Consider the following 25,640-nt stretch of genomic DNA (forward strand, 5'->3'; position numbering starts at 1 on the left):
CCATTTTATTTGACAATTTATAAATATTTTTTAATCATCAAGAAGATTTTACACACTTAGATAATAAAATAAACATACCAATGATAAGTTAATAATATATTTGTTTTTAATCAAGGGTACAATTATTGATTCGATATTACTATACATAAATAAAAAAACAAAGGTAATCCAGTATTTAAACATCCAATTACCTTTGCTTAGGTTTGTATTTTATATAATAATCAATACCTATTTATCAATAAATAATTATTAATTCTATTTTATTATTGATTTTATTACTAATTTCATTTTACTTTTTTATTTTTTAAATTTATCTGATTATTATTTAATAAGTAAATTAAAACACTCGAAGCTACAAATATAAACATACTATCTTTGATACCTAAATCGCCTGTTTTAGGAGATTTTTCTTTAATTTCTGCTTTAGATGCTTTTATATTAGAACTTTCTCTAGCTTTCATTTTATCTAAATTTTTACGTTTATTCTCATTTGAGTTTTTAGTATCCTCATTATTTGCACTGTCTTCACTATCATTTAAATTATCTTCATCACCATTTAATACTAAGTTACTCTCATTACTTTTAATTATCAATTCTTCCTTAGTTTTAATGCTAATTCTTCCATCTACACTCTTGCAGATTTCTTTTTTATACTCTATATACTCAATTACTGCGCTTTCTAAACTTCCAAAATCTTCTAACATTGGTTCTTTTGATAAGCAAGGAAATTCATCTCCACCTAGTGCTATATAATCATTGGTTGCAACTGTATACTCTTTATTCATGTCAAGTGATTTTCCATCTTTCATAATACCAGTTATTTTTTCTCCTTCTTTCTGCTTTGGGTCAAAATAGTATGAGATTCCACCCACTTGTAAAAAGGCTGAATTTTTTTCTGGATACAGTTTTACTCCATGTTCTAAAACACTTTTAATTTGTTCTCCTGTAAGTTTTTTAGTAACTATAGTATTGCTAAAAGGGAATACATCTGCAATACTTCCTATTGTTATATCCCCTTTTTCAATTGTATCTCTTATATTCCCCCCATTAAATAGCGAAATATCTGCTTTAGTTTTATCTAATAAGATATCACCTATTAAATTTCCTAGATTCGTTTCTTTTGTCCTTACATTTTCATATGAGCCATCTAGAGTATTTTTTGTTACTCCTATCACTTTATCTAAAACTTGTTCCTGCTGTTTCTTTATTTCACCAATCTTTTCACTTATGTTAGAATCAAACTTATACTCTAATGCTTCTTCTTTTTCAATTAATCTTGCTGATTTATTTTCTATTTTTATATGTTCTGTATCATTAGTATCCAATGTTAACTTTACTTCACCAATATGTTCTAGATATTGCCCTGTGCTTACAATCAGTGTATCACCAACCTGTTTACCATTTTCAAACTTAGTGTGGCTATGACCATCAATAATTAAATCAATACCATTAACTTTATTTGCTATATCTATACTATTTGGCTTACTTAAACTATTAGTTCCAATATGTGATATTGCAACTATTACATCAGCACCTTTTCTTTTTAATTCATTTACTTGCTCTTTTGCACTTTCTATAGGATTTCTAAACTCTAATCCTTCTACATTTTTAGAGCCTGTCTTACTTTTTGTTTCTTGGGTTGTAAGCCCAAAAAATCCTATTTTTATACCATATATTTCTTTTATATCATTACTGTCAAATATGTTCTTATCATCTTCAAATATATTTGATGCTAAAAATTTTAAAGTTTTATCTCCTGAATTAGCAATTTTAGATAGCTCTAATAATCTATCCTTTCCATAATTGAAGTCATGATTTCCTGGAGTAATATAGTCATATCCAACACTTTTAATTAATTTAATTGCATCTTCACCTTTATTCATATTTACTATTGGTAACCCATGTAAGCAATCTCCTGCATCTACTAAAATTGAATTTGGAGTTTCCTTTTTTAATGTAGCTAGATTACCTATTTGTATATATTCATCACCTTCAGCATATCTTCCATGTATGTCATTAGTGTGAAAAATGGTTATTTCTTTAGATGAGTTTTCTATTTTGTGCTTAAAGTTATTTAATTGTTCTACACTTTTATAACTTTCTTCAAAACTCTCTAGTCCATAAGAAATAAAACTCTGGCCTGTTGTAATTAGAATTATAATTACTAAAATTAAATATCTTCTAATTTTCAATATAAGTTATCCTCCTAAAATTAGTTTCAGCTTTAAAATAAGACTCTTATTTTAAGATAAAGCTTTTTAGATAAATATTAGAATATATGAAGTTAATCATTTCGATTTTAATATTTATCTATCAATTTAATTTTGTCCATATCCAACAAGTTTTAATCTAGTTACATTTTTTCACACTTATATTTTCATTTATTTTATATGTATTTTTTAGAACCTTTTTAGCTGGTCTCTTTTAAAAGTCCATTGAGGAACTGTTAAATCCCCCTCAAAATTCAAGTTATACCAAGGACTTAAATTTGGTTGTTTACGATTAATAAGAAGCTGAGTTTGTTGAGCAGGCATATAACTTTGAGCTATCATAAAGACCTTTTCTCCGGTTTTTTCATTTTCTGCCATATCCATAATTATACTTGCATGTCCTGGACTGCCTCCAACTATAAAAACATCCCCTATTTTCATATCATCAAGTTGCACAGGTTTTAATTCTTTTTCAAGTGATAAAGTGCCTGAATAAGCAAATACTATATCCATAAATTTTCTAAAACTATCATATGATGTTGAATATTCACTTGCTTTATACCAACTTGAACCACTATCTTTTACTGAAATCCTATATCCTTCTGCCCATTTTGAATACTTAGCCTTAAAACCATCCACAAAGTCAAAGCTTATTTCATCATATCTCTTATTCTGATACAGGTATTCTGCTCTCATAAGCATAATTGCATCTGCACATTGATGCAAATCTCTATCACCAATATTGACATCGAATACACTATCATAGATACCTTTTGATTCCTTAGTTCTACCATCGTAATACTTAACTTTCTCACCATAATTTTTCAACTTAGTATTCCTCAAAAAACTTTCGAAGCTACCTTTTTCTACATCAACCCTTTTAAATCCTTTTGGTGGCTCATACCTATCTTTTAATATATTTTCATCTTTATGTACTACGATAGATTGCTCTTCTTTTTTAGAATTTTGAATATGGTTAGAACCTTCAACTGTTTTTTTACTTTCCCCATTACTGCATCCAACTAAAGTCAACATCATCAATGATAAAATAGTAATTTTCTTTGACAGTTTCATTAGATTTACCTCCTATAAATTTTTCAAAAATAAATGCAAAGTTACACTTATAGAGTTCTTGTATACTATTATACAAAATTTCTATTTACTAATATTTCTTGACTCAAATGCACATTTATTGTTGTATTTAATGTTAAAATAATTATAATAGGATATCATAATAAAAACAAACAACAGATTTGTGTTAATTTTAGAAAGGGGAAAAAATGATAGATTTAACTTTACTTGGATGTGGTGGAAATGTACCCATGCCACATAGATTTTTGTCTTCTGTATTCATGAATTATAAAGGCAGAAAAATACTAATTGATTGTGGTGAAGGCACTCAAGTATCTATGAAGTTGAAAAAATGTGGCTTTAAAGATATAGACTTGATTTGTATAACACATTTACATGGTGACCATATATTTGGACTTTTAGGGCTTCTATCAACGATTGGAAATAGCGGTCGTACAAGTGATTTAACTATAGTTGGTCCTATTGGAATAATTGATTGTATTCGTTCTATGAGAAATTTAGTAGAATACATACCCTATACTTTAAAAATTATAGAAAATCCTCAAGGTAGTTTTTCTTTAGATAATGAGTATTTGAAAAACATAGAGATTTCAACAATCCATTTAGAACACTCTATAGAGTGTATAGGATACAGTTTTAATTTTAAACGAAATCCTAAATTTGATATAAATAAAGCAACTCAAAATAAAGTTCCTAAAACAATATGGAAAAATCTTCAGGATGGTCAAAGTGTAGTTTTAAATTCAAAAAAATACACTCCAGACATGGTTTTAGGAGAACCAAGAAAAGGAGTTAAAGTAAGTCTTACAACAGATACAAGACCTATAGACTCAATACCTAACTTTATAAAAGATAGCGATTTATTTATATGTGAAGCTATGTATGGTGATGATTTAGATATTTCAAAAGCTGTCAAAAATAAGCATATGACTTTTAGAGAAGCTGCAAACCTTGCAAAACTAGGAAATGTTAAGCAACTTTTATTGACACACTTTAGCCCATCATTAGATATGCCTAACATGTACTTAGAAAATGCTACTAATGTTTTTGAAAATACGATTATTGGTGAAGATAGACTTAGCTTACACTTAAATTTTGATGAATAATTAATTTTACAGCTTTAGTAAAAATTATACTTAATAAAAATTTAGGAATGAACTTACCTTAGATAAAATTATTTTAGGGTAAACTCATTCCTTTAATATTTATTACTGTTATTTAATTTATTAATAGTTACTTAATTATTAATAGTTATTTAGATAAAATTATTTAGATACATTTCCAGCTACATTTAATACATCCCAGGTTCTTGCAAATGGTGGAGCATAACATAAATCTAACATCCCAAGTTGACTTGTGGTCATTTTTCCAAAGATAGCAGCTGCCAACACATTAGTTCTTTGAACAGCATCTTTAAAACCAGCTACTTGTCCACCTAAAATAACTTTTGTCTCTGCATCGTAAATAAGTTTTACATATATTTTATTTCTTCCAGGATAATAGTGAGTTTGATTATAATCAGAAATAAATTTGGATTTGAAGTTTAATCCCAAATCACTAGCTTGTTTCTCTGTAATTCCAGTTGAGGCAGCCTCCATATCCATAACCTTTATACAACTTGAGGATAGAGAACCTTGATAAGAAACTTCTTTACCTGCTAAGTTTTCTCCTACTATCCTACCTAATTTATTTGCTCCAGTTGCTAAAGGTATATATGCATTTTCATTACTCACTATATTCTTTATAGTTGCACAATCACCAGCAGAATATATATCTTCAACAGAAGTCCTGCCATATTCATCAACTACTATAGCTCCATTTTTTAATGTTTTTATATTTGTATTTTGTAAAAATTCCGTGTTAGGTTTTACACCAGTAGCAATTATCACAACATCTGTATCTATTGTGCCTTTATTTGTTATTACTTTTTCCACTTTATCTTTTCCAGACAATTCTACAACTATCTCATCCAAATGCAATTTTACATCGTGATTTCTTATTTCATCCTCTAAGACATCTGTAATTTCCTTATCAAATACTTGTGGTAATACTCTCTCTTCCAATTGAACTACATGTACATCTTTACCTAATTTTTTGCATGCTTCAACTGCTTCTAATCCTATAAATCCAGCACCTATTATTGTTACTTTTTTTATTTCTTTTCCACTTAATAATTTTTTTAGATATTCTCCATCATATAGGCTTTTTAGTGTAGAAACATTTTTTAAATCTATATTTTTTATAGGAGGCAGAATGCTTCTTGCCCCAGTTGCTATCATCAATTTATCATAGTAATCTTCGTATATCTCATCTGTTTTTACATTTTTTATTTTTATTTTCTTAGACTTAGTATCAACTGCAACAACCTCTCTAAATATATTTAAATCAATGCCCGATTCTCTAAGTTTTTCAGGTGTTCTGGCCAATAAATCATTAGCATCATCAAAAAAACCACCTACAAAATATGGCAACCCACAAGCTCCAAAAGACACTATTTCAGTTTTTTCATAAACTACAACCTCGTATTCAGGTTTAATTCTTTTTAATTTCGCTGCAGCACTCATACCAGCTGCAACACCACCAATTATTATTACTCTCATTTTATCTCTCCTTAGACGTCTAATTAATTTCTCTACTTAGTTTAAACTTTTCATTTAATATCTATTCTATGTATATATTTTCATGATAATTTTAGTTATTTTTTTAACATCTTTTTATTTGAAATCAAATTTTATAAAAGTTGTTCTTACATCCATTAATCTAATTCAAAGTCTTTAAACATATATTATACCCCCTTTTCATCTATTTAATCATATTTTGATAAATTAAATTATTTTATTCTATCTCGGTAAATTGTGATATAATATTGACATTTTTTTAATATATTGATATCATTTAAGCTTAGAAAAATTTATTTTTAGACAAAGGAGAAAAAATATTGGAAAACTCATTCTTATCACAATTTCTTATGATTACAGATTTTAAAACGATTTTTTTCATATTATTACTTATAGGTATATTTTTTATTGTTAGACAATTTGAAAAGAAAAAAATCAAATTTTCATTGAGAACAATATATGCTACAATAATTGGTCTTATATTGGGAATTATTATTCAAGCTTTTGCTGGTTTTCCTACTGATACAACTCAAATTACTTGGTTACAAGAAGTAAGCAAATGGTATAGTTTATTTGGTTCTGGATTTATGGACTTATTAAAAATGTTAGTAATACCTTTGGTTTTCTTATCAATTATAAAAGTAATTATTAACATGAAAGATAATAACCTTGGAACTTTGACATTTAAATCTTTAGGAATGCTCCTTATTACTACGGCTATAGCAGCAATTGTTGGAATTGTTGTTGCAAACACGATGAGATTAGGAGTAGGAGCTGATTTATCCAGTTTAGGTGGAAATCAAGAGCTTAAGGAAATAAACTCTCTTGTAGATACTTTAAGAGGATTATTACCATCAAATCCTGTAATGGCTATGGCAAATGGAAATATTGTAGCTACAATAATATTTGCTACATTTATAGGTACCTCAGTAAAGAGATTAAGTAAAAAACATTTTGAAACTATAAATCCATTTATAGATTTTATAGAAGCATCTTACAAGATAATTGTTAGTGTATCTATGACTGTTATCAAATTTATGCCTTATGCTGTAGTTGCACTACTTGCTAATACAATAACTTCACAAGGTATTAGTTCAATAATTTCTGTTTTATATTTTATATTAGCTCTTTATATATCAGTTGCAATATTATTTGTTATACATTTAATTTTTATAACTTTAAATGGTCTAAATCCTATTACTTATATAAAAAATTCAACTGAAGCTCTACTTCTAGCATTTACTTCACGTTCTAGTTTGGGAACATTACCTGTTACGATAGAAAGTTTAGTACAAAATCACGGAGTTGATGAGGGTGTATCAAGCTTTACAGCAAGTTTAGGTGCAAACATGGGTATGAATGGTTGTGCTGGCATATATCCTGCTTTAATGGCTGTTACTCTTGCTAATATGGCTGGAGTAAATATGGATATTAGTTTTTATGTTATGCTGTTAATTGTTATAACAATTAGTTCACTTGGAATAGCAGGTCTTCCAGGAACTGCTACAATAGCTGTTTCAGTTGTTATTTCTGGAGTAGGTCTTGGCTCTTATTTCCCACTAGTTGGTGGAATACTTGCAATAGACCCTATACTAGATATGGGACGTACAATGATAAATGTCAATGGTGCTATGGTATCTTCAATTACTGTAGGTAAGTCACTTGGAAAAGTTGATAAAGAAGTATTCAATAAGAAAAACATTTCTTAAAAAATATTATAAAAATAAATGGCTAACATAGTACAAAGTTAGCCATTTATTTTTTATTTTATTTACAAAATGGAAAAAATTCTTTTGTAAGGTTTTGAGGATATACAGATATAAAAACAAAGTCATAATCTTGAGACTTTGCATATTCTAATATATCTCCATCATAGTATCTAGGGTCTATCATATCCATAGTTGAACAAACAGAAGAAAAGAATGCTGCTGTTGGTACAATTAATGAGTCCTTAACAAATAACACTTTTAATCCTTCTGGATTTTCTATATTTTTAATTTTAACTAGTGGACGATTCCCCAATAAGTATGTAAAATATTTATCTGATTGTCCATCCATTAAATTAAGGTCAGCATTAAAAGGGTATGATAATATCAAACTCTCTTCAAACCTTCCTTTTAATTCAAATTTTTGAGATTTAGAATCTGTATAGTATGTATAATTCGTCTTAAATTTAGGATAAATTAGTGTAAAATCATCTATTCCACCATATAAAATTCCCGTCTTCCTTCCCATAGAACCAAGAAATGACCTAGGATATACAATCGAATTATAGTTTTCTTTATCTCTATAATAATAATTTTCATCTAATTTCATGTTATATTTTTTATTAAGCTGTTCAATCAATTCTCCAAATGCCCAAAAAGAAGTCTCTACTTTCCAATGGTGGTCTGTTTTAAAGAATAACTCATCTTTTGAAATACCACTTTTTAAAATATTTTTTCTAAAATCTATATAGTCAACATTATCATTTTTTAGTTCATTTAAAAAATTATCTGCTGTCTCATTACTATAGGAATAAGGTATGCCTTTAGGAAACTGTGTTACTCCTTTTATATATTTATCTGGAGTCATTAAATAAACTAATTTAGTATTTTGTTTATCCATTTCCTTAGAGAACTTACTTACTCTGTCTGACAATACATCAACTTGATTTGGAGATTTAGCAAAATATGTGTAATGCATTTTGCCAGAAGTATCTTTCACAACACTAAACTTTGAAAATTCATTTTTACCCATTAGTTTTTGCAAATATCCATAAGTTTCAATAAAAGTATTTTTATATATCACTTTGTCATTTACTGTATTATCAATAGACGATATAGTATCCTTTAAACTATTCTTATCATTAATTGATTTTTTTATTTCTTGTATCATATCTTTTCCAGAATAACAGATATTAGAGATAGAGAAGGTGAATAAAACAACTAAGAATATAATTGTAGTTATTAGCCTTACTTTAAAAAATCTATTCATACTTTTCCTCCTCAGCTAAAAATTAAAGTAAATAAATGGATTATAACTTCCAGTTACTAAATATGTCACAGAAATAAAGAACAATAAAATAGAACAAATTGGATAAAATAAATTAAATAATGTACTGTATTTAGCTTGTTCAACAACAAATTTATTAACTTTTTTTGCAATAGGTACACTAAAAATAAATGCAAATATAAAGAAAATCAAATATTCTTTCAAGAACATATATGTATAGTCACTCCACATAACTCCACTTGCACCAAACATAGCTTTAAAATAGTTATATGCTTCATTTAAATTTGGAGCTCTAAACAGTACCCATCCAAAGTTTACTACTAGTAAAGTATAAATATGTTTTATGAGATTATGATTTTCAATCTTTTCAAACATTATAAATCTCTCTATAATTAAAAAAACAAAATTCAAAATCCCCCAAATCACAAATGTCCATTCTGCACCATGCCATATTCCAGTAAATAACCATACTATAAACATATTTCTAATCATAATGTCTTTATTTAAAACTCTAGAACCACCAAGTGGAAAGTATATATAACTCTTAAACCACATTCCTAAAGAAATATGCCATCTTCTCCAAAACTCAGAAATTGATTTTGAAATATATGGGTAATTAAAGTTTTCTTCAAATTTAAAACCAAACATAAGACCTAAACCTATGGCCATATCTGAATACGCAGAAAAGTCAAAAAATATTTGTAAAGTATAAGCTATTGAACCAAGCCAAGCCAACGATGTAGCTATTGAACCTTGACTATTCATAGTGTAAATATAATCTGCTACTATTGCCATATTATTAGAAATTAATATTTTTTTACCTAAACCAGTTATAAACCTACATGTTCCAATAGAAAATTTATTCCATGTTTCTTTTCTGTTATGAATTTGTTCTGCAACACTTTCATATCTAACTATAGGCCCTGCTATTAATTGTGGGAAAAAAGCTATATATAATCCTACATAAAAAGGATTCTTTTGAACTTCTCCATGTCCACGATAAACATCTATAACATAAGACATTCCTTGAAAGGTAAAAAATGAAATACCTATAGGTAAAACAATGCTTGGAATCGCAAGTTCTGTGTTAATAAGCGAACTAATATTTCTTAGTGCAAAAGCTAGATATTTAAATATAAATAGAACACCTATATTATATATACACATCAAAATCAAAATAATCTTTACTTTTACTTTACTTTTTCTATATCTGTCTACTATCAAACCAAATATATAATTCATTATTATAGAAGCTATCATAATAACAACAAATTTCGGCTCTCCCCAGGCATAAAAAAATAAACTAACAATAAGTAATATCATATTTTGGATTGTCCGATTAAATCTAAATAAATAATATAATACCAAAGTTATTGGCAAAAAATAAAATAAAAAAATCAAACTTGAAAATAACATGCTATACCTCCTCTCTTTACTCAGTTTTTAAGTGTTTTTTCCAATATAAGTATATCCCTAAGCATATTGCTAATAAGGATATAAATAAAATGCGAATAAAATTTACACTATTATTCATAGCATTTACTGTTTTCATATTTTGTACGGTTGGTGATTGTTTAGGTGATACTAAGGTATACGGAACACCATCTTTATCTTTTTGATTAATACTCCAAGACTGAGTCAATACTATCTTCTTTCCAACTTTAAACTTGTCATCAACATTAACTTTTAAAATAATTTCTCCAGGTTGTACTTCATTATTTAATGTTAATTTACCTTCCTGAGATATATTTACATTGTTTTGTTTTTCTACAAATGAGTACTTAATTTTTGAACTCTGTTCCAGTCCTGACACTTTATATTGACTTATACTTTGACCCAATACAGGTATTTGTACTTCTTCATCACCAATTATTTTAATATTATGCAAGGATTCAAGTTGCTCCTCTAAAAGTAAAGATACTTTTCTTATATTAATAACATTATGTTCTTCACTAGATGGAATAAATGTGATTCCCCACCCGTTAATATCTGATAGAACATCTGAATCTAACATGACATTATTTTTATCATTTATAAAACTGCTAAAATTCACATAAATTTTTCCCTCAAACTCACCTGGTATATCTATGCATCCATCTTTTATTTTATCTGAATATATTATATTTTGATTTTCAATAAATATTTCGCTACCTTCTTTTAACTTAAAGTCAAGCGTATCCTTACTTTGTATGTTTAAATTAATTCGCTGAGGACTTTTATTCTTATTTTGAATCTCAATATAAAAATTATGGAATACATTCCAGTCATCTTTTATATTTTTATAAATATATAGATAACGTTCTTTATTATTTTTAGAACTATCTGTCTCTATTTTTATACTTGTATTTTCATGTATAATGTTAGCACTTAAATTACTTTCCACCTTTTTAAAAGATAAATCTAAATTTTTATTACTTATTCCTGAACTTGTAAAAGTACTGTTTATAAAAAAAATAAACACTAAAATAAAATATTTTAAATAACACAAAAACACTTTTAAAATTTTCATTTTATCTCTCCTAAATATATTTCATTGGCTCAAACTCATCTGTGCATTCGTCTTTCTTTTCATTAGGTTTTGAAATTATAATTGTTTTATGTTGTAATATCCACTCCATCATTTCCTCCCTTAAAAATAAATTTTGCATTATACTATCAATATTATTTACTTTGTATAAAACACCCCTCATATCAGCTTTACCTTCACATAAATCACACTCAAGTATAATATTTTCATTAAGTTCTATTTCTATTTTTTGAGGATAAATATCTTTATTTTCAAAACCTAGTAATACATACTGATAATTAAAATTTACCAGTTTTACCTTACCTATATTTTCTATATCACTTTGGAAATCTGTATTAATTCTTGGACTTCTTCTCGATAAAGTTTTAGATTTTTCAATACGTTTTTTTACATTAATTTGCAAGTCATCAAAAAAACCTAATTGATTAGATATTGTCATTGGCAAAGTCGGCACCCTATCATGAACAATACACATCCAATTATCAAATTGATTATCTTCAATGTGTGTAATGTAACATGCATACTTCCACTTTGAGTTTATTTCCACAACATTAACTATCTTTGCCTTCATACTGGCTATATATATTTCATTTCCTGATTTTTCTTTAAACTCTACCTCAAATTCTTCTGGAGAAATATACTCTGGATTTTCCAACAAAAACGCAAATCCATTTTCTGATATATCAATTGTTTTTGAAGAAAGAATGTACGAATTTTGCTTTAGTTTAAAATCAATTTCAGCAACATAACGCTCAGATTTTCTTAATTGTTGTCTTCCTGATATAAACAGCATGGCCATAACAAGATTAAAAAGATTTCCAATTAACCAAAACAGTACGACTGAGTATGTCATTGAATTCATTTTAAATATTGATATAAACATCTTTAAGATTCCTATTATAGATAGCACTATGTATATAAAATATGGTGCTCCTTGCAAAACCTTATATATTCTTTTTTCTTCTGCTTTACTCTTATTGGTCACTGAAAATTTATTCTTAGATATTGCAAATGTTTCAAGTATTACTGCTGGCATTAAAGACTGAAACATTATAGTTTCATATATATTAGTCCATCTTGTGTTTCTTATATTTTGAGAAAATATTTTAAGGGATAAACTACTTAAAATATACATAGGTAACCAAAATATCAATACTTGAAGTAATGTGCATTTTACAACAATTACATTAAAGACTGAAAATAAAATGGGAGCCATTATATAAGTAAAGCGTTTTATACTTGCATACCAATAAGTAATTGAAGAAATATAACTTATTTTCTGCCAAAATCCTAAACCTTTTCTAAACAAAATATTCAATCGTCTACCTGTCTGTATGCATCCACGTGCCCATCTTTCACGTTGTTTAATAAGGCTTTTTAAATCTATTGGAGATAATCCTGATGCATGTACTTCTGGAATAGCATAGCATCTATATCCTTTACTTTGAATTAAAATCCCTGTTGCAAAATCTTCTGTGATAGAAAAAGTATAAAATCCTCCAACTTCATCTAAAGCTTCTCTTGAAATAACTGTATTACTACCACCATAAATTACAGAATTGGTTTTATTTCTAGCTAATTGAATATCTCTATAAAAATAATCTTGTTCATTTGGAATTCTACCTTCAGAGTGTAAATTAAATTGGAATAAATCTGGATTATAGAAACTTTGTGGTGTTTGCACAAAACCAATCTTTTCGTATTGTTCTTTTTCTCCATCTTTTTTAGCCTGTTCATTTTTTAAAAAGTATGGTACTGTATCAATTAAAAAATCATGCATTGGTATCATATCTGCATCAAATGTAGCAATCAAAGGAGAGTTTGTATGCTGCATTGCATTATTTAGGTTTCCAGCTTTGGCTCCTTCTCTTTCTGTTCGAGTTATATAATTGACACCCATTTTTTCTGACAGAAGACGCATTTCTTCACGATTACCATCATCACATATATATATATGTACCTTTTTCTTATCAGGATATTGCATATGAAGACATCCATTTATTGTTTTTCTTACCAAGTCAACAGACTCATTATATGTTGCAATAAATACATCCACAGGTGGATAAAGTTCTTCACTTATAATTGGCTTTTCAGGATACTCAATATTAGACATTCCATAATAATGTACAAACATTTCCATCATCCCTATTAACTCCACTGAAAGTAGTATTATCGCACAAATTAATGCAAACATCCCTTCTTCTTTAGGTATTGTATAAAAAATTCTCCACAATATATATATAATATTAGTAATAATAGTTAAGGTTATAAGTACCTTTTTTGAATTTTTCTTCATCAAATCACCTCTTTCCTACTAGTGCATTCAATATCTCTTCATCCCAAGTACCTTCAACTTGATTATATATTCCAAATCCAGAGGCAAGTTCCCAGTAAGCCCATGAAAAATTTCGTTTTTCAGCCTCTTCTCTTACTGCTTTTATCCAAGCTACTCTTGAAGCTTCTGGTGCCTCTTTTGTTATTCCAAACTCTCCCAATAAAACTTTTACATTATTTTTATTAGCCCATTTCTCTACTGTATCAAATCTTTTCTTTAGATACTCAAGTTGTTCATTTGTTCCTTCCCAAGTAATATTGCTTAAGTTCTCAAACCCTTTATGATAGATATTTCCTTGGAATGCAAAATCATTTGGTTCATAATAGTGAAATGAAACTACTATATTAGAGTTTTTAGGAATATTTAAACCCTTTAAATAATCAATTTGGTAGTAATTGTATGGACCCACTATAATTGTCCTTTTAGGATTAGTTTTTCTAATTATATTTATAGCTTCTTTAAAGTATTCATTTAGTAACTGTGGAGATAGGCTTTCTTTAGGCTCATTTAATAATTCAAAAACCAATTTTTTATCATATTTTTGATATCTATTAGCTATTTGTTGCCATATTTTTAAAAACTTCTCTTTATTAATTTGTGGTTCTTTCATAATGTCTTCAAAGTGATGTAAATCTAACACAACTACTAACTCTTTATCCAAAGCATACTTTATATGCCCATCAATCTTTTTGAAGAATTCTTCATCAATTTTATAATCATTAGAATCTGAGGTGTAATCAGAAAATCTTACTGGTATACGGACTGTATCAAAACCTGCCATTTTTATATCATCAAAATACTTATCTGACATTTTAACATCCCAAGGAAAATTTTTTGGTGATTCTAACGCATTACCTATGTTTATTCCTCGTTGCATTGTAACTTTATCACTATCTCCTCTTATTATAAAATAAAATCCAATAAAAGCTATACTCAAAAAGGCTGCTATACTAATACCTATTCTTTTTATGTTCCTCTCCCCCTAACTTATTTTTTGTATAATATTACTTTACTAGTTTTAGTCTATCTTATAGAAGCTTTAATATCATTAGTACCCTATTATAACAAATTAAATTATATCATGTTATCTCTAATTATGCTTCTTTATAAATTTTATTCTAAATATACTTTTAAAAAAATATAAGGCAGTATATCTTAAAATAACTTTGATTATTTCTCGATATAATGCCTTATATTTTTTATAACTTATCTAACAAATCTAAAACTTGTTTTTTGACCTTATCATATCCAAAATTATCTAGTGAATATCCAAGCTCTATATTTCCGAAACCTTTAATTTCAGCATTTTCTTTTTTATTTAATAGAGTTTGCATAAGCTCAACTTCTATATATTCTCTTCCCTTTTCTTTTTCTAACATAGTAAATAACTCAAAATCTTGTATGCCAAATCTTAAGTTTTCCATTCTAACACTTCTAACAGGCTTTAAATCTTTTCCAGGATAAACAAAGAACATATCTCCAGCTTTCCAAATAGGGAATTTGTAACTTGCGTCTTTCCAAGGGTCTTCTGTCCATAAATTATAATCCCATCTTAAAAATCCATCAAGACCAAAATAATAAGTGTACCACCCTATTATTCTATTTTCTACAAAAGGAGAACTTATAAAACTATTTGGTTTTTCTGGGAAACAGCAAACAAACCAAGTCAATATTCCACCTTTATCATGCATTTTTTTCTTTAGATTTTCTATATCTTTATAATTTTGAATAGTAAGTTTTAAATTTATTGACATGTCATCAACTTCATCTTTAGCTCTATCTAAAAAGTTTTGGTCATGAGTTGCTGATTTATATTTAACTTGATGAGTACTTACAGTAGAGTTTATAAATTTGATACACTCTTTTACAACCTCTGGATTATTTGGTTCATCGGCTATAATTCTGATGCTATCCCATAGACCACATTCTATTAAATGATTTAATACTAATCCTATATACTCTTTTAAATCATCTGTATTATTTATGAATTTAAACACTTTGTCTTTTTCATCAAAGTATCTTACTCTTATAGGGTCTTTATAGCCCTCTATAGGGTTTCCAAACTCTCCAGCACACCAATTACCTAACAGACCAAATAAATCTATCTCCTGAGCCATTTTGTACTTACTAGCTATACTTATATACTTGTCCATGCTTTCAAAATTACACTTGATATTTCCATCTAAATCTTTTGAGACACCTACCATGTTGTATTCATATAAGTTTGATGGATTTTTATAGACTTTATAACAACTTTGACCTGCCCATGGATAATCTGAAACTATAACTGTTGCAACTTTTTCTCCTAAAGATGCTAGTTCTTTGAGATAATTATCTATTATCTCAAAATGTATATCAGACCACAATTCAACTTTATACATTCTAGCTAGACAACTTGGATGTTGCCATAAATCTAAAAAGAATTTACTTTCGTCCAAAGGCTTTAACACAACATTTTTTACTTCTATAGGCACATCAACTGTAAAAACTTTTTCTTCATCTTCATAACCAAAACTTTTGAATATATCAATACTTATATTAAACTTATTTCCTAAAAAATCCTCAGGTACTTGCCCTTCAATCCAAAACGTTTGAGGCAAATATTGTTCCACTAGTACATCTTTATCTCTCAAAATAGCATCATTTACAAATGCTTTTGTATCATCTTGAACGTACCCTAATATATTTATACTAAAATTATTTTCTAATCCAGCAGGCACATTTAGACCTAATCTTACTCTATTTCCCAAGCCTTTCCATGATATAGCACTACTACCATCAATTGTGCAATTAAATTCTTCTGTAGCTTTCAGCATAATTTGAAATGCAAATTTTTCACCTTTAGCTACTACAATATTTAAATCCTTATGTTCCCAAGTTTCAGCTTCTATAACTGAGTATTTATTGTGTTTAAATGTGCAATCTTTCAATATATATGAAATTTCCATGTTTTGATTTCCTCCGCATCTATAGTTTTATTTTGTATTTTTAAATTAGACTATTTAACCTTTTATACCAGATAAAGATACACCCTCAACAAATTTACTTTGTAAAATTAAATAGAAAATAAATGGAGGTAAAAATGTTATTGTTGCTCCTGCCATCATTTGTCCATAATTTGTTATCTGGAATGTCTTAAGAGTGGATAACCCTACTGTTAATGTCCTCATTGCATCTTTAGTTGTTGCTATAAGAGGCCACATAAACTCATTCCATGCTCCCATGAAAGTAAATATAGCTAGTGTAATTAATGCTGGTTTGATTAGAGGTAACACTATTTGTACTAAAATTCTAAGGTCTGAACAACCATCTATTTTTGCTGATTCTAAGAGTTCTTTTGGTACTCCTAAAATAGCTTGTCTCATTATAAATACACCAAATGCAGTTGGTATTGGCATAATAAGAGCCAAATAACTATTTATCCATCCTAAGTGTTTCATTATTATATAAAGTGGTATCATTGTAACTTGAGATGGTATAATTAAAGTCATTATCATAAATAAAAATAACTTATCACTACCTTTAAAATCCATCTTCGCAAAAGAATACCCTGCTAATGTACTAAATACTAAGTTTAACAGTACTCCTGAAAAAGATACTATGGCTGTGTTTAAAAAATATTGCGTAAATCCTTTTTTAGTAAATATATCTATATAGTTTTGAAGTGTTACTGTTGAAAAAGATATATCCAAATTGTATGAATTATATGTTACCTTTAATGATATTATCAACATGTATATAAATGGTACTAAGCTTGTACATGCTATAAATAATAGCAACCCATCACTCAATAATCTCTTTGTTGTTTTCATATTATACCTACCTTTCTAAAAATCTGAACTGTCTCGTTTTACAAGTTTATTTTGTAAAATTGAAACTACTGCTATCAACAAAAATAATACATTTGCTACAGTCATTGCATATCCAGAATTGAAGTTTTTAAAGTTTAAGTTAAATGCATGCATAACTATACTCATAGTAGATATCCCTGGACCTCCACCTGTCACAGTATAAACCAAGTCAAATACTTGTAACGACCATATTGTTCCTAAAAACACAACCATTATTGTAGTTGGCTTTAGTAGTGGAACTGTTATTTTCATAAATTCTTGAAGTTTTGTAGCTCCATCAACCTTTGCTACCTCATAACAATGTTTTGGTAAATTCATTATAGCTGAAATATAAATTACCATAAAATATCCTATATTTTTCCACATAGATATAAACATAAGCGTAGGAAGTGCTGTTTTACTATCTCCCAAAAGTTTAGATGATTCTATTCCAAAAGCACCTAACAATTGATATATAATTGAACCTTCTCCATTTAATAAAGCTCTCCATACCATACCAATCAAAACCATAGACGACAATACAGGTATAAATATAGCGCCTTTAGCAAATGAAGCTATTTTACTATTTCCTTTTCCTGTAATCCAAACTGCCAAAATCAACGATAAAATAGTCTGGCAAGGTACTACTATAATAGCAAATTTAATCGTATTTATAATAGATACTTTTAATGTCTCATCTGTAAATAATTTTTTATAATTTTCTAAGCCTATAAATGTTGCTGGACTAATAATATTGTACTTTGTAAAACTAAAGTATATTGACATTATTATTGGTAATACATAAAATGCCACTAAAATTATGCCCAATGGTAATATGTATATATATGGTTTAATATTTAATTTTAATTTTTTTCTTGTTGAATTTTCTTCAAACTCTCTAACTAAGTTATTCATTTTTATCCTCTCCAATATAAATATTAGCATTGTACTTATAAATACAATGCTAATTTTAATCTGTAAAGTATTTTATAACATCTTACAGCCTTAAACTTTTATTGTGCTAATAAATCATTTGAATATTTTGCAGCATCATCTAACGCTTGTTTTGGAGTTTTATCTCCTGAAATCATAGTTTGAAGTTCTTTCCATAAATATTCATATATTTCAACACCATGTGGTCCTACTACCAATGGTCTATATACATCCTTATCATTTTCAACCATTGCTTTAAATCTTTCATCACCTTGATATGGTTCCCCTTTTGTTATTGGTGCTCTTGGTATCGCTTTATGGAATTCTGTCATTGATTCAACACTTAACATATGTTGTATTAATTTATATGCAAGTTTTTTATCTTTTGCTGATGACATTAAAGATAAATGGTCTACTGCTCCAAAAGTTGCAGCTTTCTTGTCTTCTAAACCAGTTACAAATCCCCAATTTAAATCTGGGAATGACTTATCAAATACACTTGTTGCAGCAGAAGACAACATTATAGTAAAGGCTGCTTTCCCTGGTCCAAATACACTTTCTATCATTTCATTGCTATCTTTAGATAAAGAATCTTCAGGTACATATGCTTGTAATTCTTTTAAGAAATTAGCTGCTTCTAAACCACTCTTATCATTAAATTTAACTGATTTTAAATCATCATTAAATATATCTCCACCAGCTTGCCATAAATATGGATACCAGTTCCAGTTCATGTTGCCAAAAGTTTTAGCTCCCCATCCTTGAGCTAATCCCCATTGGTCTATTTTTCCATCGCCATCAGTATCCTTTGTTGCTTTTTGGCAGATTCTTTTAAAATCTTCCCATGTTTTAGGAGGTTTTTCTCCTATTTTATCTAGAATATCTTTGTTATAGTATAATACACCTGGATTTGCTGCTTGGAATGGCATTCCATACATTCCACCCATCATTTCAGATGTTTTTATGTAAATAGATTGTTCTTTATCCTCTTTAGTTGCATAGTCAGTTAAATCTTCTACTGCTCCACTTTGTATAAACTGAGGATACATTTCTGCATACATATATCCAACATCAGGGCCTTCATCAGCACTTATGGCTGTTGCAAATTTTTCTGAATAATTTTCCCAAGGAATTATCTGTAAATCTACTTCACAGTTATTTTTTTCCTCAAATTTATCTAAAATAGGGTCCCAAACTTCCTTCATATTATCTTCTACTGGTGGCATCCAAAGAACTAGCTTTTCTTTTTCCCCATCCTTTTTTGCATCTTTTCCACTACCACTTGAACACCCTGTTATAAGTGTTGTAGTCATAATTGCCACCATAGCTAGTGAACACAATTTTTTCAACATACTCACCTTAATTCCCTCCATCTTGTTTGGTTTTTCTTTTTTCATTGTAATTCTACATAATTTTACTCCATTTAAAATATTATCAAAGCATGTATTTCTTGTCTAATCAGTTTTTTCTATATATTTTTTTTTATTATAGTTTTTTTCTATAGTGCCATTTTTAATTTTATTTTTTATGGCAATAAATATAGTTAAAATAAACTAGAATCTTTTAGTAAAATTTTTAATTTTAAAGTCTCTTTTATTAAATTACAACACAAAAAACAGACCATATAATTATATGGTCTGTTTTCATCTACTTAAAAAAGTTTATTTTTTAGGTCTAAGTTCAGCTTTATCTCTTTTTATTTCTTCTAATATTTCTTTTAAATTATACTCAACACTAGAAAGCACATCTTCTGCATATTCAATTGAACCAATTCTTATCTCATTGGCTATTCTTTCAGCCCTATCAACTATATCCTTAGCTCTTTGGTCTGCTTGAACAACAGGTTCACTTGACTCTACATAGGCTTTTACTACATCTTCAGAATTTTTCTTTAATTCTTCTATATTTTCTTGATATTCTTGCTGTATTCTTTCAGCTTCTTTTTGTGCTTGTTCAACTATGTTTGTAGCATCTTGTTTAGCTTGGCTTATTATTTTATTTCTTTCTTTATTTATCCAGACTGCCTGTGTTACTTCCTCTGGTATTAAAGTTCTTATATCATTAACTATTGCTAAAACTTCATCCTTATCTACAGTGCATTTATGAGAAAACGGAATTGTAGAAGCACTTCTAAATATCTCCTCTAACTGATCAAATAGTTCAATCATTTCTAAATCTATCTTCATATATCAATTACCCCCAGTAGTTTTTTTCTTTAATTCTTCCAAAACAATTTTTGGAACCAAATTTTTTATATCAGCATCAAAGAGCAAAACCTCTTTTATTAAAGATGAACTTATAAATGAATATTTTGTACAACTTGGTAAAATTATAGTCTCTATATCTGGATTAAGCTCTCTATTCATATGAGCCATTTGAAGCTCATAATCAACATCTGCACCACTTCTTACACCTCTAACTAATGCTCCAATTCCATTTTCTTGACAGTAACTTATTAATAGCCCATCAAAAGTTACAACTTTTATATTCTCTAGATGGCTTGTACTTTTTTTTATAAGTTCTACTCTTTCATCAAAGCTAAATAGACCTTTTTTATTAGGATTATTTAGGACTCCTATTTGTAATTCGTCAAATAACTTCGAAGCCCTGCAAATAATATCTAAATGTCCATTAGTGATTGGGTCAAAGCTTCCTGCAAATATAGCTTTTCTAGGTTTATTTTCCATTTTATGCCTCCATCTTATAAAAAGTTAATGTAGTATTTCCATATTTTTTATCTTTAGTTTTTTCTAACTTACATATTTTATCTGGAAATAAATCATTAGTATCATGTTCTACAACTATTATTCCATCTTCATTCAATAAATTGGAATTATCAATTTTTTCAATAGCTTCTATAAACATATTTTTATAATACGGAGGGTCCATAAAAATTATGTCAAATTTACTATTTTGTAACTTAAGCTTATCTATAGCAGTTTTAAAATCAAGGTTTAAAATAAAACTCTCATTTTCAACCCTTGCTTTTTTTATATTAGATTTAACAATTTCTATACTTTCTTTACTAATATCTACAAAAGTACATTCTTTGGCACCTCTTGACAAACACTCTATCCCTAAAGAACCAGTTCCAGCAAATAAATCTAGAACTTCACTTTCCATTATATATGAATTTATTATATTAAATAAAGACTCTTTTACTCTATCCGTTGTTGGCCTTACATCTTCATTTTTTGGAGTATTTAATTTTAATCCTCTTGCTTTTCCTGAAATTACTCTCAATATGACAATCTCCCTTCAGCACATTCTTACATCAATAATATTTTAACATAAATTAAAATCAATTTAATGAAATTTCTTCCAATGTATCTTTAAATTTATCTATAATTTCCTTTTTAAGTGGAATATTCTCTTTCAATTGTAGATTATTATCTTCACCTAATATATATCGAGCTTCCTGCTGTGCTAATTTTAATATTTTTATATGCTTAAACAAATTTGCTACTTTTAATTCTGGAAGTCCATGTTGTCTGGTCCCAAAAAACTCTCCAGGTCCTCTTATTTCTAAATCCTTTTCTGAAATTCTAAACCCATCATTTGTTTCTTCCATTATAGACATTCTCTGCCTGCATACATCTGTTTTAGAGTCGTAAATTAGCACACAATATGACTTATGGCTTCCTCTCCCAACTCTACCTCTAAGCTGATGTAATTGTGCAAGTCCAAACCTTTCAGCATTCTCTATTATCATTAGAGTTGCATTTGGCACATTGACACCAACTTCTATAACTGTTGTTGAAACCAAAATATCTATTTCTTTATTCTTAAAGTTACTCATTACTTCATCTTTTTCACTTGATTTCATTTTCCCATGAAGAAGTCCAAGTCTTAAATCTGAGAAGTATTCAGCTCTTAATTCCTCTACTAATTCAACAGCTGACTTAGCTTCTATTGATTCACTTTCTTCAACTAGTGGACATACAATATATACTTGCCTTCCCGATTCAACTTCTCTTCTTACTAGGTTATTGTAAGCTCTATCTCTCTTGCTCTTTTCAATAGCAAGTGTTTCTATTGGCTGTCTACCTGGGGGGAGTTCATCTATAATAGAAATATCTAAATCTCCATAAAGTATAAGTGCTAATGTTCTTGGTATTGGTGTTGCTGTCATTACCAGTATATCTGGATTTATTCCTTTTAATGAAAGTCTACTTCTTTGCATAACTCCAAATCTATGCTGCTCATCTGTTATAACTAGACCAATATTATTAAATTCAACTTTATCTTCAATTAATGCATGTGTTCCTATCAATATATCAATTTCATTATTTTTAATTTGTTCTAATACCATATCTTTTTGTTTTTTTGTAAGACTACCTATTAATAGACCTACATTTATACCAAAATCTTTTAAGGTTTCAGTAAGTGAAATATAATGCTGTCCTGCTAATATCTCTGTAGGTGCCATCAAAGCTCCTTGATAACCATTTAAGACACAATTTGCAAGTGCTAAGAGAGCAACTACTGTTTTACCACTACCTACATCACCTTGAACTAATCTATTCATTATTTTATCAGAATTCATATCATTTATAATTTCATCTAATGCTCTATTCTGAGCTTTAGTCAATTTAAATGGTAAAGAACTTATTATATTCTTTAAACTTTCACTTGTTGTAAATTTTATTCCGTTTTCTTTATTTCTTCCACTTTTAAATACAAACAGTCCCAACTGTAATATAAGTAATTCTTCAAATACAATTCTATATAAAGCTATTTTTAACGATTCCTTATTGCTTGGTGAATGAATATTTCTAACTGCAAAATCTATATTACATAATCTATATTTTTCTATAATTCTTTGTGGCATATATTCTTGCATAATTAATTCCTTATCTTCAAGTACAGTCTTAATTATGCTCATAATCTCTTTATTTGTAACACCATATGTAAGTTGATACACTGGCATAAATCTACATGTATTTTTAGGTGAATTAGTAAGGTACTCTAATTCACACGATGTAAGTTCTAAGTTATTAAATCTTTTCTTAACTTTTCCAAAAACCAATATTGAATCTCCAGGTCTAAATGTATTTTTTATATAAGTTTTATTAAAAAACACTAGTTTAGCCGAACCAGTTTCATCTTTTACATCAATCTTTGTTAAAGTCATTCCTTCTTTTGGACTAAATGTATTTATATTTGATATTACTGCTTTTATTGTAGCTTTTTCATCATTCTCCAACTGCGCTATTTTCTTAAGATTGTTTCTATCTTCAAATTGCCTTGGAAAATAATACAATAAATCTTTTAATGTGAATATACCCAGCTTATTTAGCTTACATGCCTTTTTAGGTCCTATCCCTTTAACATATTGAACATCTTTATATAAATCCAACAAATATATCACCTACTACACAAAAATCCTGTACAACCAACTTTATAAAAGCTACATGGTCATACAGGTTCTTATAATCATTATTCAACTGAAATTAAGTAATAATAAAGAGGTTGTCCTCCATAATATAATTCCACATCTACATCTTCAAATTTTTCTTCTAAAGAAGTACGAAGTTCATTTGCCTGAGATTCTGTAACATCTTCACCAAAGAATAAAGTTATTATAGCAGTATCCTCATCAACCAATTTTTCAATAAGATTTGATGTTACTTCATCTACATAATCCCCTGCTGATAATAATTTACCTTCTGCAATTCCAATTATATTACCTTCTTTAACATCAATTTCATTCATTACTGTATCCCTAACAGCAAAAGTTACTTGACCTGATTTAACTGAATTTAAAGCATTCATCATAGCTTCTTCATTTTCATCTTCACTTAATTCTCCATTAAATGTTACTAATGCAGCAAATCCTTGAGGTGTGTTTTTTGTAGGTATAACTATTATATTTTTATCACTCAATTCTTTAGCTTGGTTAGCAGCCATTATTATATTGCTGTTATTTGGGAAAATAAATATATTTTTAGCATTTATATCCTTTATGGCATTCATAAAATCTTCAGTACTTGGATTCATAGTTTGACCACCTTCTATTATATGGTCAACACCAAAGTCTTTAAATATATTTGCTAATCCTTCACCCATTGAAGTAGCTATGAATCCAAATTCTCTTTCTTCTTCTAAAGGCTCACAATCATTTTCTTTTTTTTCTTCTACTTCCAATATTGTATTTTCATGTTGTAACTTCATATTTTCTATTTTTATAGTTAATAATTGACCATACTTTAGAGCTTCTTGAAGCACGTTTCCTGGGTCATTAGTGTGTACATGTACCTTTATGACTCCATCATCTCCAACTACTGCTAAACTATCGCCATAAGCCATCATTATATCTCGTATTTTCGTATCTTCTACTTTAGAACTTTCTAGTATAAATTCTGTACAATAACAGTATTTTATATCATCTGTGCCAGTACTATTCTTTGGGAAGTCTATATTTGTTGCAATATTAGTGTCTAGGCTAGTATTTTTTATTTCTATATTGTTACCTTTCATAGAAGCTAACATACCTTCATATATAAGTACAAGCCCTTTTCCTCCAGAATCAACTACACCAGCATCCTTCAGATTTTTTAGAAGGTCTGGAGTTCTTTCTAGTGAAGCATTTGATTCCTTTACAAGCATACTTAAAAACTTTACTACATCTTTTTCTTTTTTAGCAGCTTTTACTGCAAACTCTCCGCTCTCTCTAACTACAGTAAGTATAGTTCCTTCAATTGGTTTTATTACAGCTTTATAAGCTGTATCAGAACCATTTTTAAAAGCTTTTGCTAAATCATCTGTTGATAATTTACTTTTTCCCTCTATAGACTTAGCTATACCTCTAATTATTTGTGAAAGTATAACTCCTGAGTTTCCTCTTGCACCCATTAAAGAACCTTTAGATAGTGCTTTTCCGATGTCTGATATATTATCATTGTCTACTTTCGCTAACTCTTTTAAGGCATAAGATATAGTTAAGGACATATTAGTCCCTGTATCTCCATCTGGTACAGGGAATACATTTAATTTGTCAACTAAATCTTTATTGTTTTGGAGATTGTTTGCACCTGAAATGAACATCTCTCTTAACCTTTTACCATCTATATACTGAATCATTTCTTTCCTCCTATAAAA

Annotated in this window: 19 protein-coding genes; 2 read left to right on the forward strand and 17 right to left on the reverse strand. The window is 28.3% G+C overall.

Annotation, left to right across the window (positions count from 1 at the left end; genetic code table 11):
* Positions 1 to 284 precede the first annotated feature (284 nt).
* Both IC173_RS07535 and IC173_RS07540 read right to left on the reverse strand, forming a co-directional pair.
* Positions 285 to 2,192, reverse strand: a complete 1,908-nt coding sequence (locus IC173_RS07535; protein WP_227855374.1) for a bifunctional metallophosphatase/5'-nucleotidase — start codon at positions 2,190 to 2,192, stop codon at positions 285 to 287.
* A 207-nt stretch (positions 2,193 to 2,399) separates the two neighbouring features.
* On the reverse strand, positions 2,400 to 3,284 hold the full coding sequence (locus IC173_RS07540; protein ID WP_227432508.1) for a DUF4846 domain-containing protein: 885 nt from the start codon (positions 3,282 to 3,284) through the stop codon (positions 2,400 to 2,402).
* Between the two features lie 206 nt (positions 3,285 to 3,490).
* On the opposite strand from IC173_RS07540, the gene IC173_RS07545 reads away from it, so the two are divergent.
* Positions 3,491 to 4,408, forward strand: coding sequence for a ribonuclease Z (locus tag IC173_RS07545; protein WP_227432507.1), 918 nt, complete (start codon positions 3,491 to 3,493; stop codon positions 4,406 to 4,408).
* Between the two features lie 159 nt (positions 4,409 to 4,567).
* Here IC173_RS07545 and IC173_RS07550 read toward each other — a convergent pair whose 3' ends face one another.
* The gene (locus IC173_RS07550; RefSeq protein ID WP_227432506.1) at positions 4,568 to 5,902 is read right to left on the reverse strand and encodes a CoA-disulfide reductase; all 1,335 of its coding nucleotides are present in this window, start codon (positions 5,900 to 5,902) and stop codon (positions 4,568 to 4,570) included.
* A 338-nt stretch (positions 5,903 to 6,240) separates the two neighbouring features.
* On the opposite strand from IC173_RS07550, the gene IC173_RS07555 reads away from it, so the two are divergent.
* Positions 6,241 to 7,629 (forward strand): cation:dicarboxylate symporter family transporter, encoded by a 1,389-nt coding sequence (locus IC173_RS07555; RefSeq protein WP_227432505.1) that lies wholly within the window; start codon positions 6,241 to 6,243, stop codon positions 7,627 to 7,629.
* A gap of 58 nt (positions 7,630 to 7,687) precedes the next feature.
* On the opposite strand, the gene IC173_RS07560 is transcribed toward IC173_RS07555, so the two are convergent.
* From IC173_RS07560 to IC173_RS07625, 14 genes are all read right to left on the reverse strand, one after another.
* A complete protein-coding gene (locus IC173_RS07560; protein WP_227432504.1) occupies positions 7,688 to 8,896 on the reverse strand; it encodes an alginate O-acetyltransferase AlgX-related protein in 1,209 nt (402 codons plus the stop codon).
* A 15-nt stretch (positions 8,897 to 8,911) separates the two neighbouring features.
* A complete protein-coding gene (locus tag IC173_RS07565) occupies positions 8,912 to 10,330 on the reverse strand; it encodes an MBOAT family O-acyltransferase (RefSeq protein ID WP_227432503.1) in 1,419 nt (472 codons plus the stop codon).
* Positions 10,331 to 10,346: 16 nt separating this feature from the next.
* Entirely contained in the window at positions 10,347 to 11,423 is a 1,077-nt protein-coding gene (locus IC173_RS07570) for a hypothetical protein (RefSeq protein WP_227432502.1), read from the reverse strand.
* A gap of 10 nt (positions 11,424 to 11,433) precedes the next feature.
* The gene (locus IC173_RS07575; protein WP_227432501.1) at positions 11,434 to 13,737 is read right to left on the reverse strand and encodes a glycosyltransferase; all 2,304 of its coding nucleotides are present in this window, start codon (positions 13,735 to 13,737) and stop codon (positions 11,434 to 11,436) included.
* 4 nt (positions 13,738 to 13,741) lie between these two features.
* The gene (locus IC173_RS07580; RefSeq protein ID WP_227432500.1) at positions 13,742 to 14,713 is read right to left on the reverse strand and encodes a glycoside hydrolase family 5 protein; all 972 of its coding nucleotides are present in this window, start codon (positions 14,711 to 14,713) and stop codon (positions 13,742 to 13,744) included.
* A 262-nt stretch (positions 14,714 to 14,975) separates the two neighbouring features.
* Positions 14,976 to 16,724 (reverse strand): DUF4091 domain-containing protein, encoded by a 1,749-nt coding sequence (locus IC173_RS07585; RefSeq protein ID WP_227855375.1) that lies wholly within the window; start codon positions 16,722 to 16,724, stop codon positions 14,976 to 14,978.
* A gap of 54 nt (positions 16,725 to 16,778) precedes the next feature.
* Positions 16,779 to 17,588, reverse strand: a complete 810-nt coding sequence (locus tag IC173_RS07590) for a carbohydrate ABC transporter permease (RefSeq protein ID WP_227824200.1) — start codon at positions 17,586 to 17,588, stop codon at positions 16,779 to 16,781.
* 15 nt (positions 17,589 to 17,603) lie between these two features.
* A complete protein-coding gene (locus IC173_RS07595; RefSeq protein WP_227432497.1) occupies positions 17,604 to 18,521 on the reverse strand; it encodes a carbohydrate ABC transporter permease in 918 nt (305 codons plus the stop codon).
* A 98-nt stretch (positions 18,522 to 18,619) separates the two neighbouring features.
* A complete protein-coding gene (locus tag IC173_RS07600; protein WP_227845603.1) occupies positions 18,620 to 19,936 on the reverse strand; it encodes an ABC transporter substrate-binding protein in 1,317 nt (438 codons plus the stop codon).
* A 264-nt stretch (positions 19,937 to 20,200) separates the two neighbouring features.
* Positions 20,201 to 20,725, reverse strand: a complete 525-nt coding sequence (locus IC173_RS07605; protein WP_227432496.1) for a hypothetical protein — start codon at positions 20,723 to 20,725, stop codon at positions 20,201 to 20,203.
* Positions 20,726 to 20,728: 3 nt separating this feature from the next.
* A complete protein-coding gene (gene coaD / locus IC173_RS07610; RefSeq protein WP_227432495.1) occupies positions 20,729 to 21,226 on the reverse strand; it encodes a pantetheine-phosphate adenylyltransferase in 498 nt (165 codons plus the stop codon).
* 1 nt (position 21,227) lies between these two features.
* Positions 21,228 to 21,782 carry a 16S rRNA (guanine(966)-N(2))-methyltransferase RsmD gene (rsmD, locus tag IC173_RS07615; protein ID WP_227432494.1) on the reverse strand — a complete coding sequence of 185 codons (555 nt, stop codon included), beginning with the start codon at positions 21,780 to 21,782 and terminating at the stop codon, positions 21,228 to 21,230.
* A gap of 58 nt (positions 21,783 to 21,840) precedes the next feature.
* A complete protein-coding gene (recG, locus tag IC173_RS07620; RefSeq protein ID WP_227855376.1) occupies positions 21,841 to 23,898 on the reverse strand; it encodes an ATP-dependent DNA helicase RecG in 2,058 nt (685 codons plus the stop codon).
* An 80-nt stretch (positions 23,899 to 23,978) separates the two neighbouring features.
* Positions 23,979 to 25,622, reverse strand: coding sequence for a DAK2 domain-containing protein (locus IC173_RS07625; protein ID WP_227855377.1), 1,644 nt, complete (start codon positions 25,620 to 25,622; stop codon positions 23,979 to 23,981).
* Positions 25,623 to 25,640: the final 18 nt, after the last annotated feature.

This window comes from Clostridioides sp. ES-S-0048-02 (assembly GCF_020658495.1).
Classification (GTDB): Bacteria; Bacillota; Clostridia; order Peptostreptococcales; family Peptostreptococcaceae; genus Clostridioides.

What these genes read in the sequence shown, in the direction of transcription:
- coaD (WP_227432495.1), bottom strand. Translation starts at nt 21,226, where the DNA reads ATGGAAAATAAACCTAGAAAAGCTATATTTGCAGGAAGCTTTGACCCA.
- IC173_RS07545 (WP_227432507.1), top strand. Translation starts at nt 3,491, where the DNA reads ATGATAGATTTAACTTTACTTGGATGTGGTGGAAATGTACCCATGCCA.
- IC173_RS07540 (WP_227432508.1), bottom strand. Translation starts at nt 3,284, where the DNA reads ATGAAACTGTCAAAGAAAATTACTATTTTATCATTGATGATGTTGACT.
- IC173_RS07595 (WP_227432497.1), bottom strand. Translation starts at nt 18,521, where the DNA reads ATGAATAACTTAGTTAGAGAGTTTGAAGAAAATTCAACAAGAAAAAAA.
- IC173_RS07550 (WP_227432506.1), bottom strand. Translation starts at nt 5,902, where the DNA reads ATGAGAGTAATAATAATTGGTGGTGTTGCAGCTGGTATGAGTGCTGCA.
- IC173_RS07590 (WP_227824200.1), bottom strand. Translation starts at nt 17,588, where the DNA reads ATGAAAACAACAAAGAGATTATTGAGTGATGGGTTGCTATTATTTATA.
- IC173_RS07565 (WP_227432503.1), bottom strand. Translation starts at nt 10,330, where the DNA reads ATGTTATTTTCAAGTTTGATTTTTTTATTTTATTTTTTGCCAATAACT.
- IC173_RS07585 (WP_227855375.1), bottom strand. Translation starts at nt 16,724, where the DNA reads ATGGAAATTTCATATATATTGAAAGATTGCACATTTAAACACAATAAA.
- IC173_RS07605 (WP_227432496.1), bottom strand. Translation starts at nt 20,725, where the DNA reads ATGAAGATAGATTTAGAAATGATTGAACTATTTGATCAGTTAGAGGAG.
- IC173_RS07625 (WP_227855377.1), bottom strand. Translation starts at nt 25,622, where the DNA reads ATGATTCAGTATATAGATGGTAAAAGGTTAAGAGAGATGTTCATTTCA.
- IC173_RS07560 (WP_227432504.1), bottom strand. Translation starts at nt 8,896, where the DNA reads ATGAATAGATTTTTTAAAGTAAGGCTAATAACTACAATTATATTCTTA.
- IC173_RS07575 (WP_227432501.1), bottom strand. Translation starts at nt 13,737, where the DNA reads ATGAAGAAAAATTCAAAAAAGGTACTTATAACCTTAACTATTATTACT.
- IC173_RS07600 (WP_227845603.1), bottom strand. Translation starts at nt 19,936, where the DNA reads ATGAAAAAAGAAAAACCAAACAAGATGGAGGGAATTAAGGTGAGTATG.
- IC173_RS07570 (WP_227432502.1), bottom strand. Translation starts at nt 11,423, where the DNA reads ATGAAAATTTTAAAAGTGTTTTTGTGTTATTTAAAATATTTTATTTTA.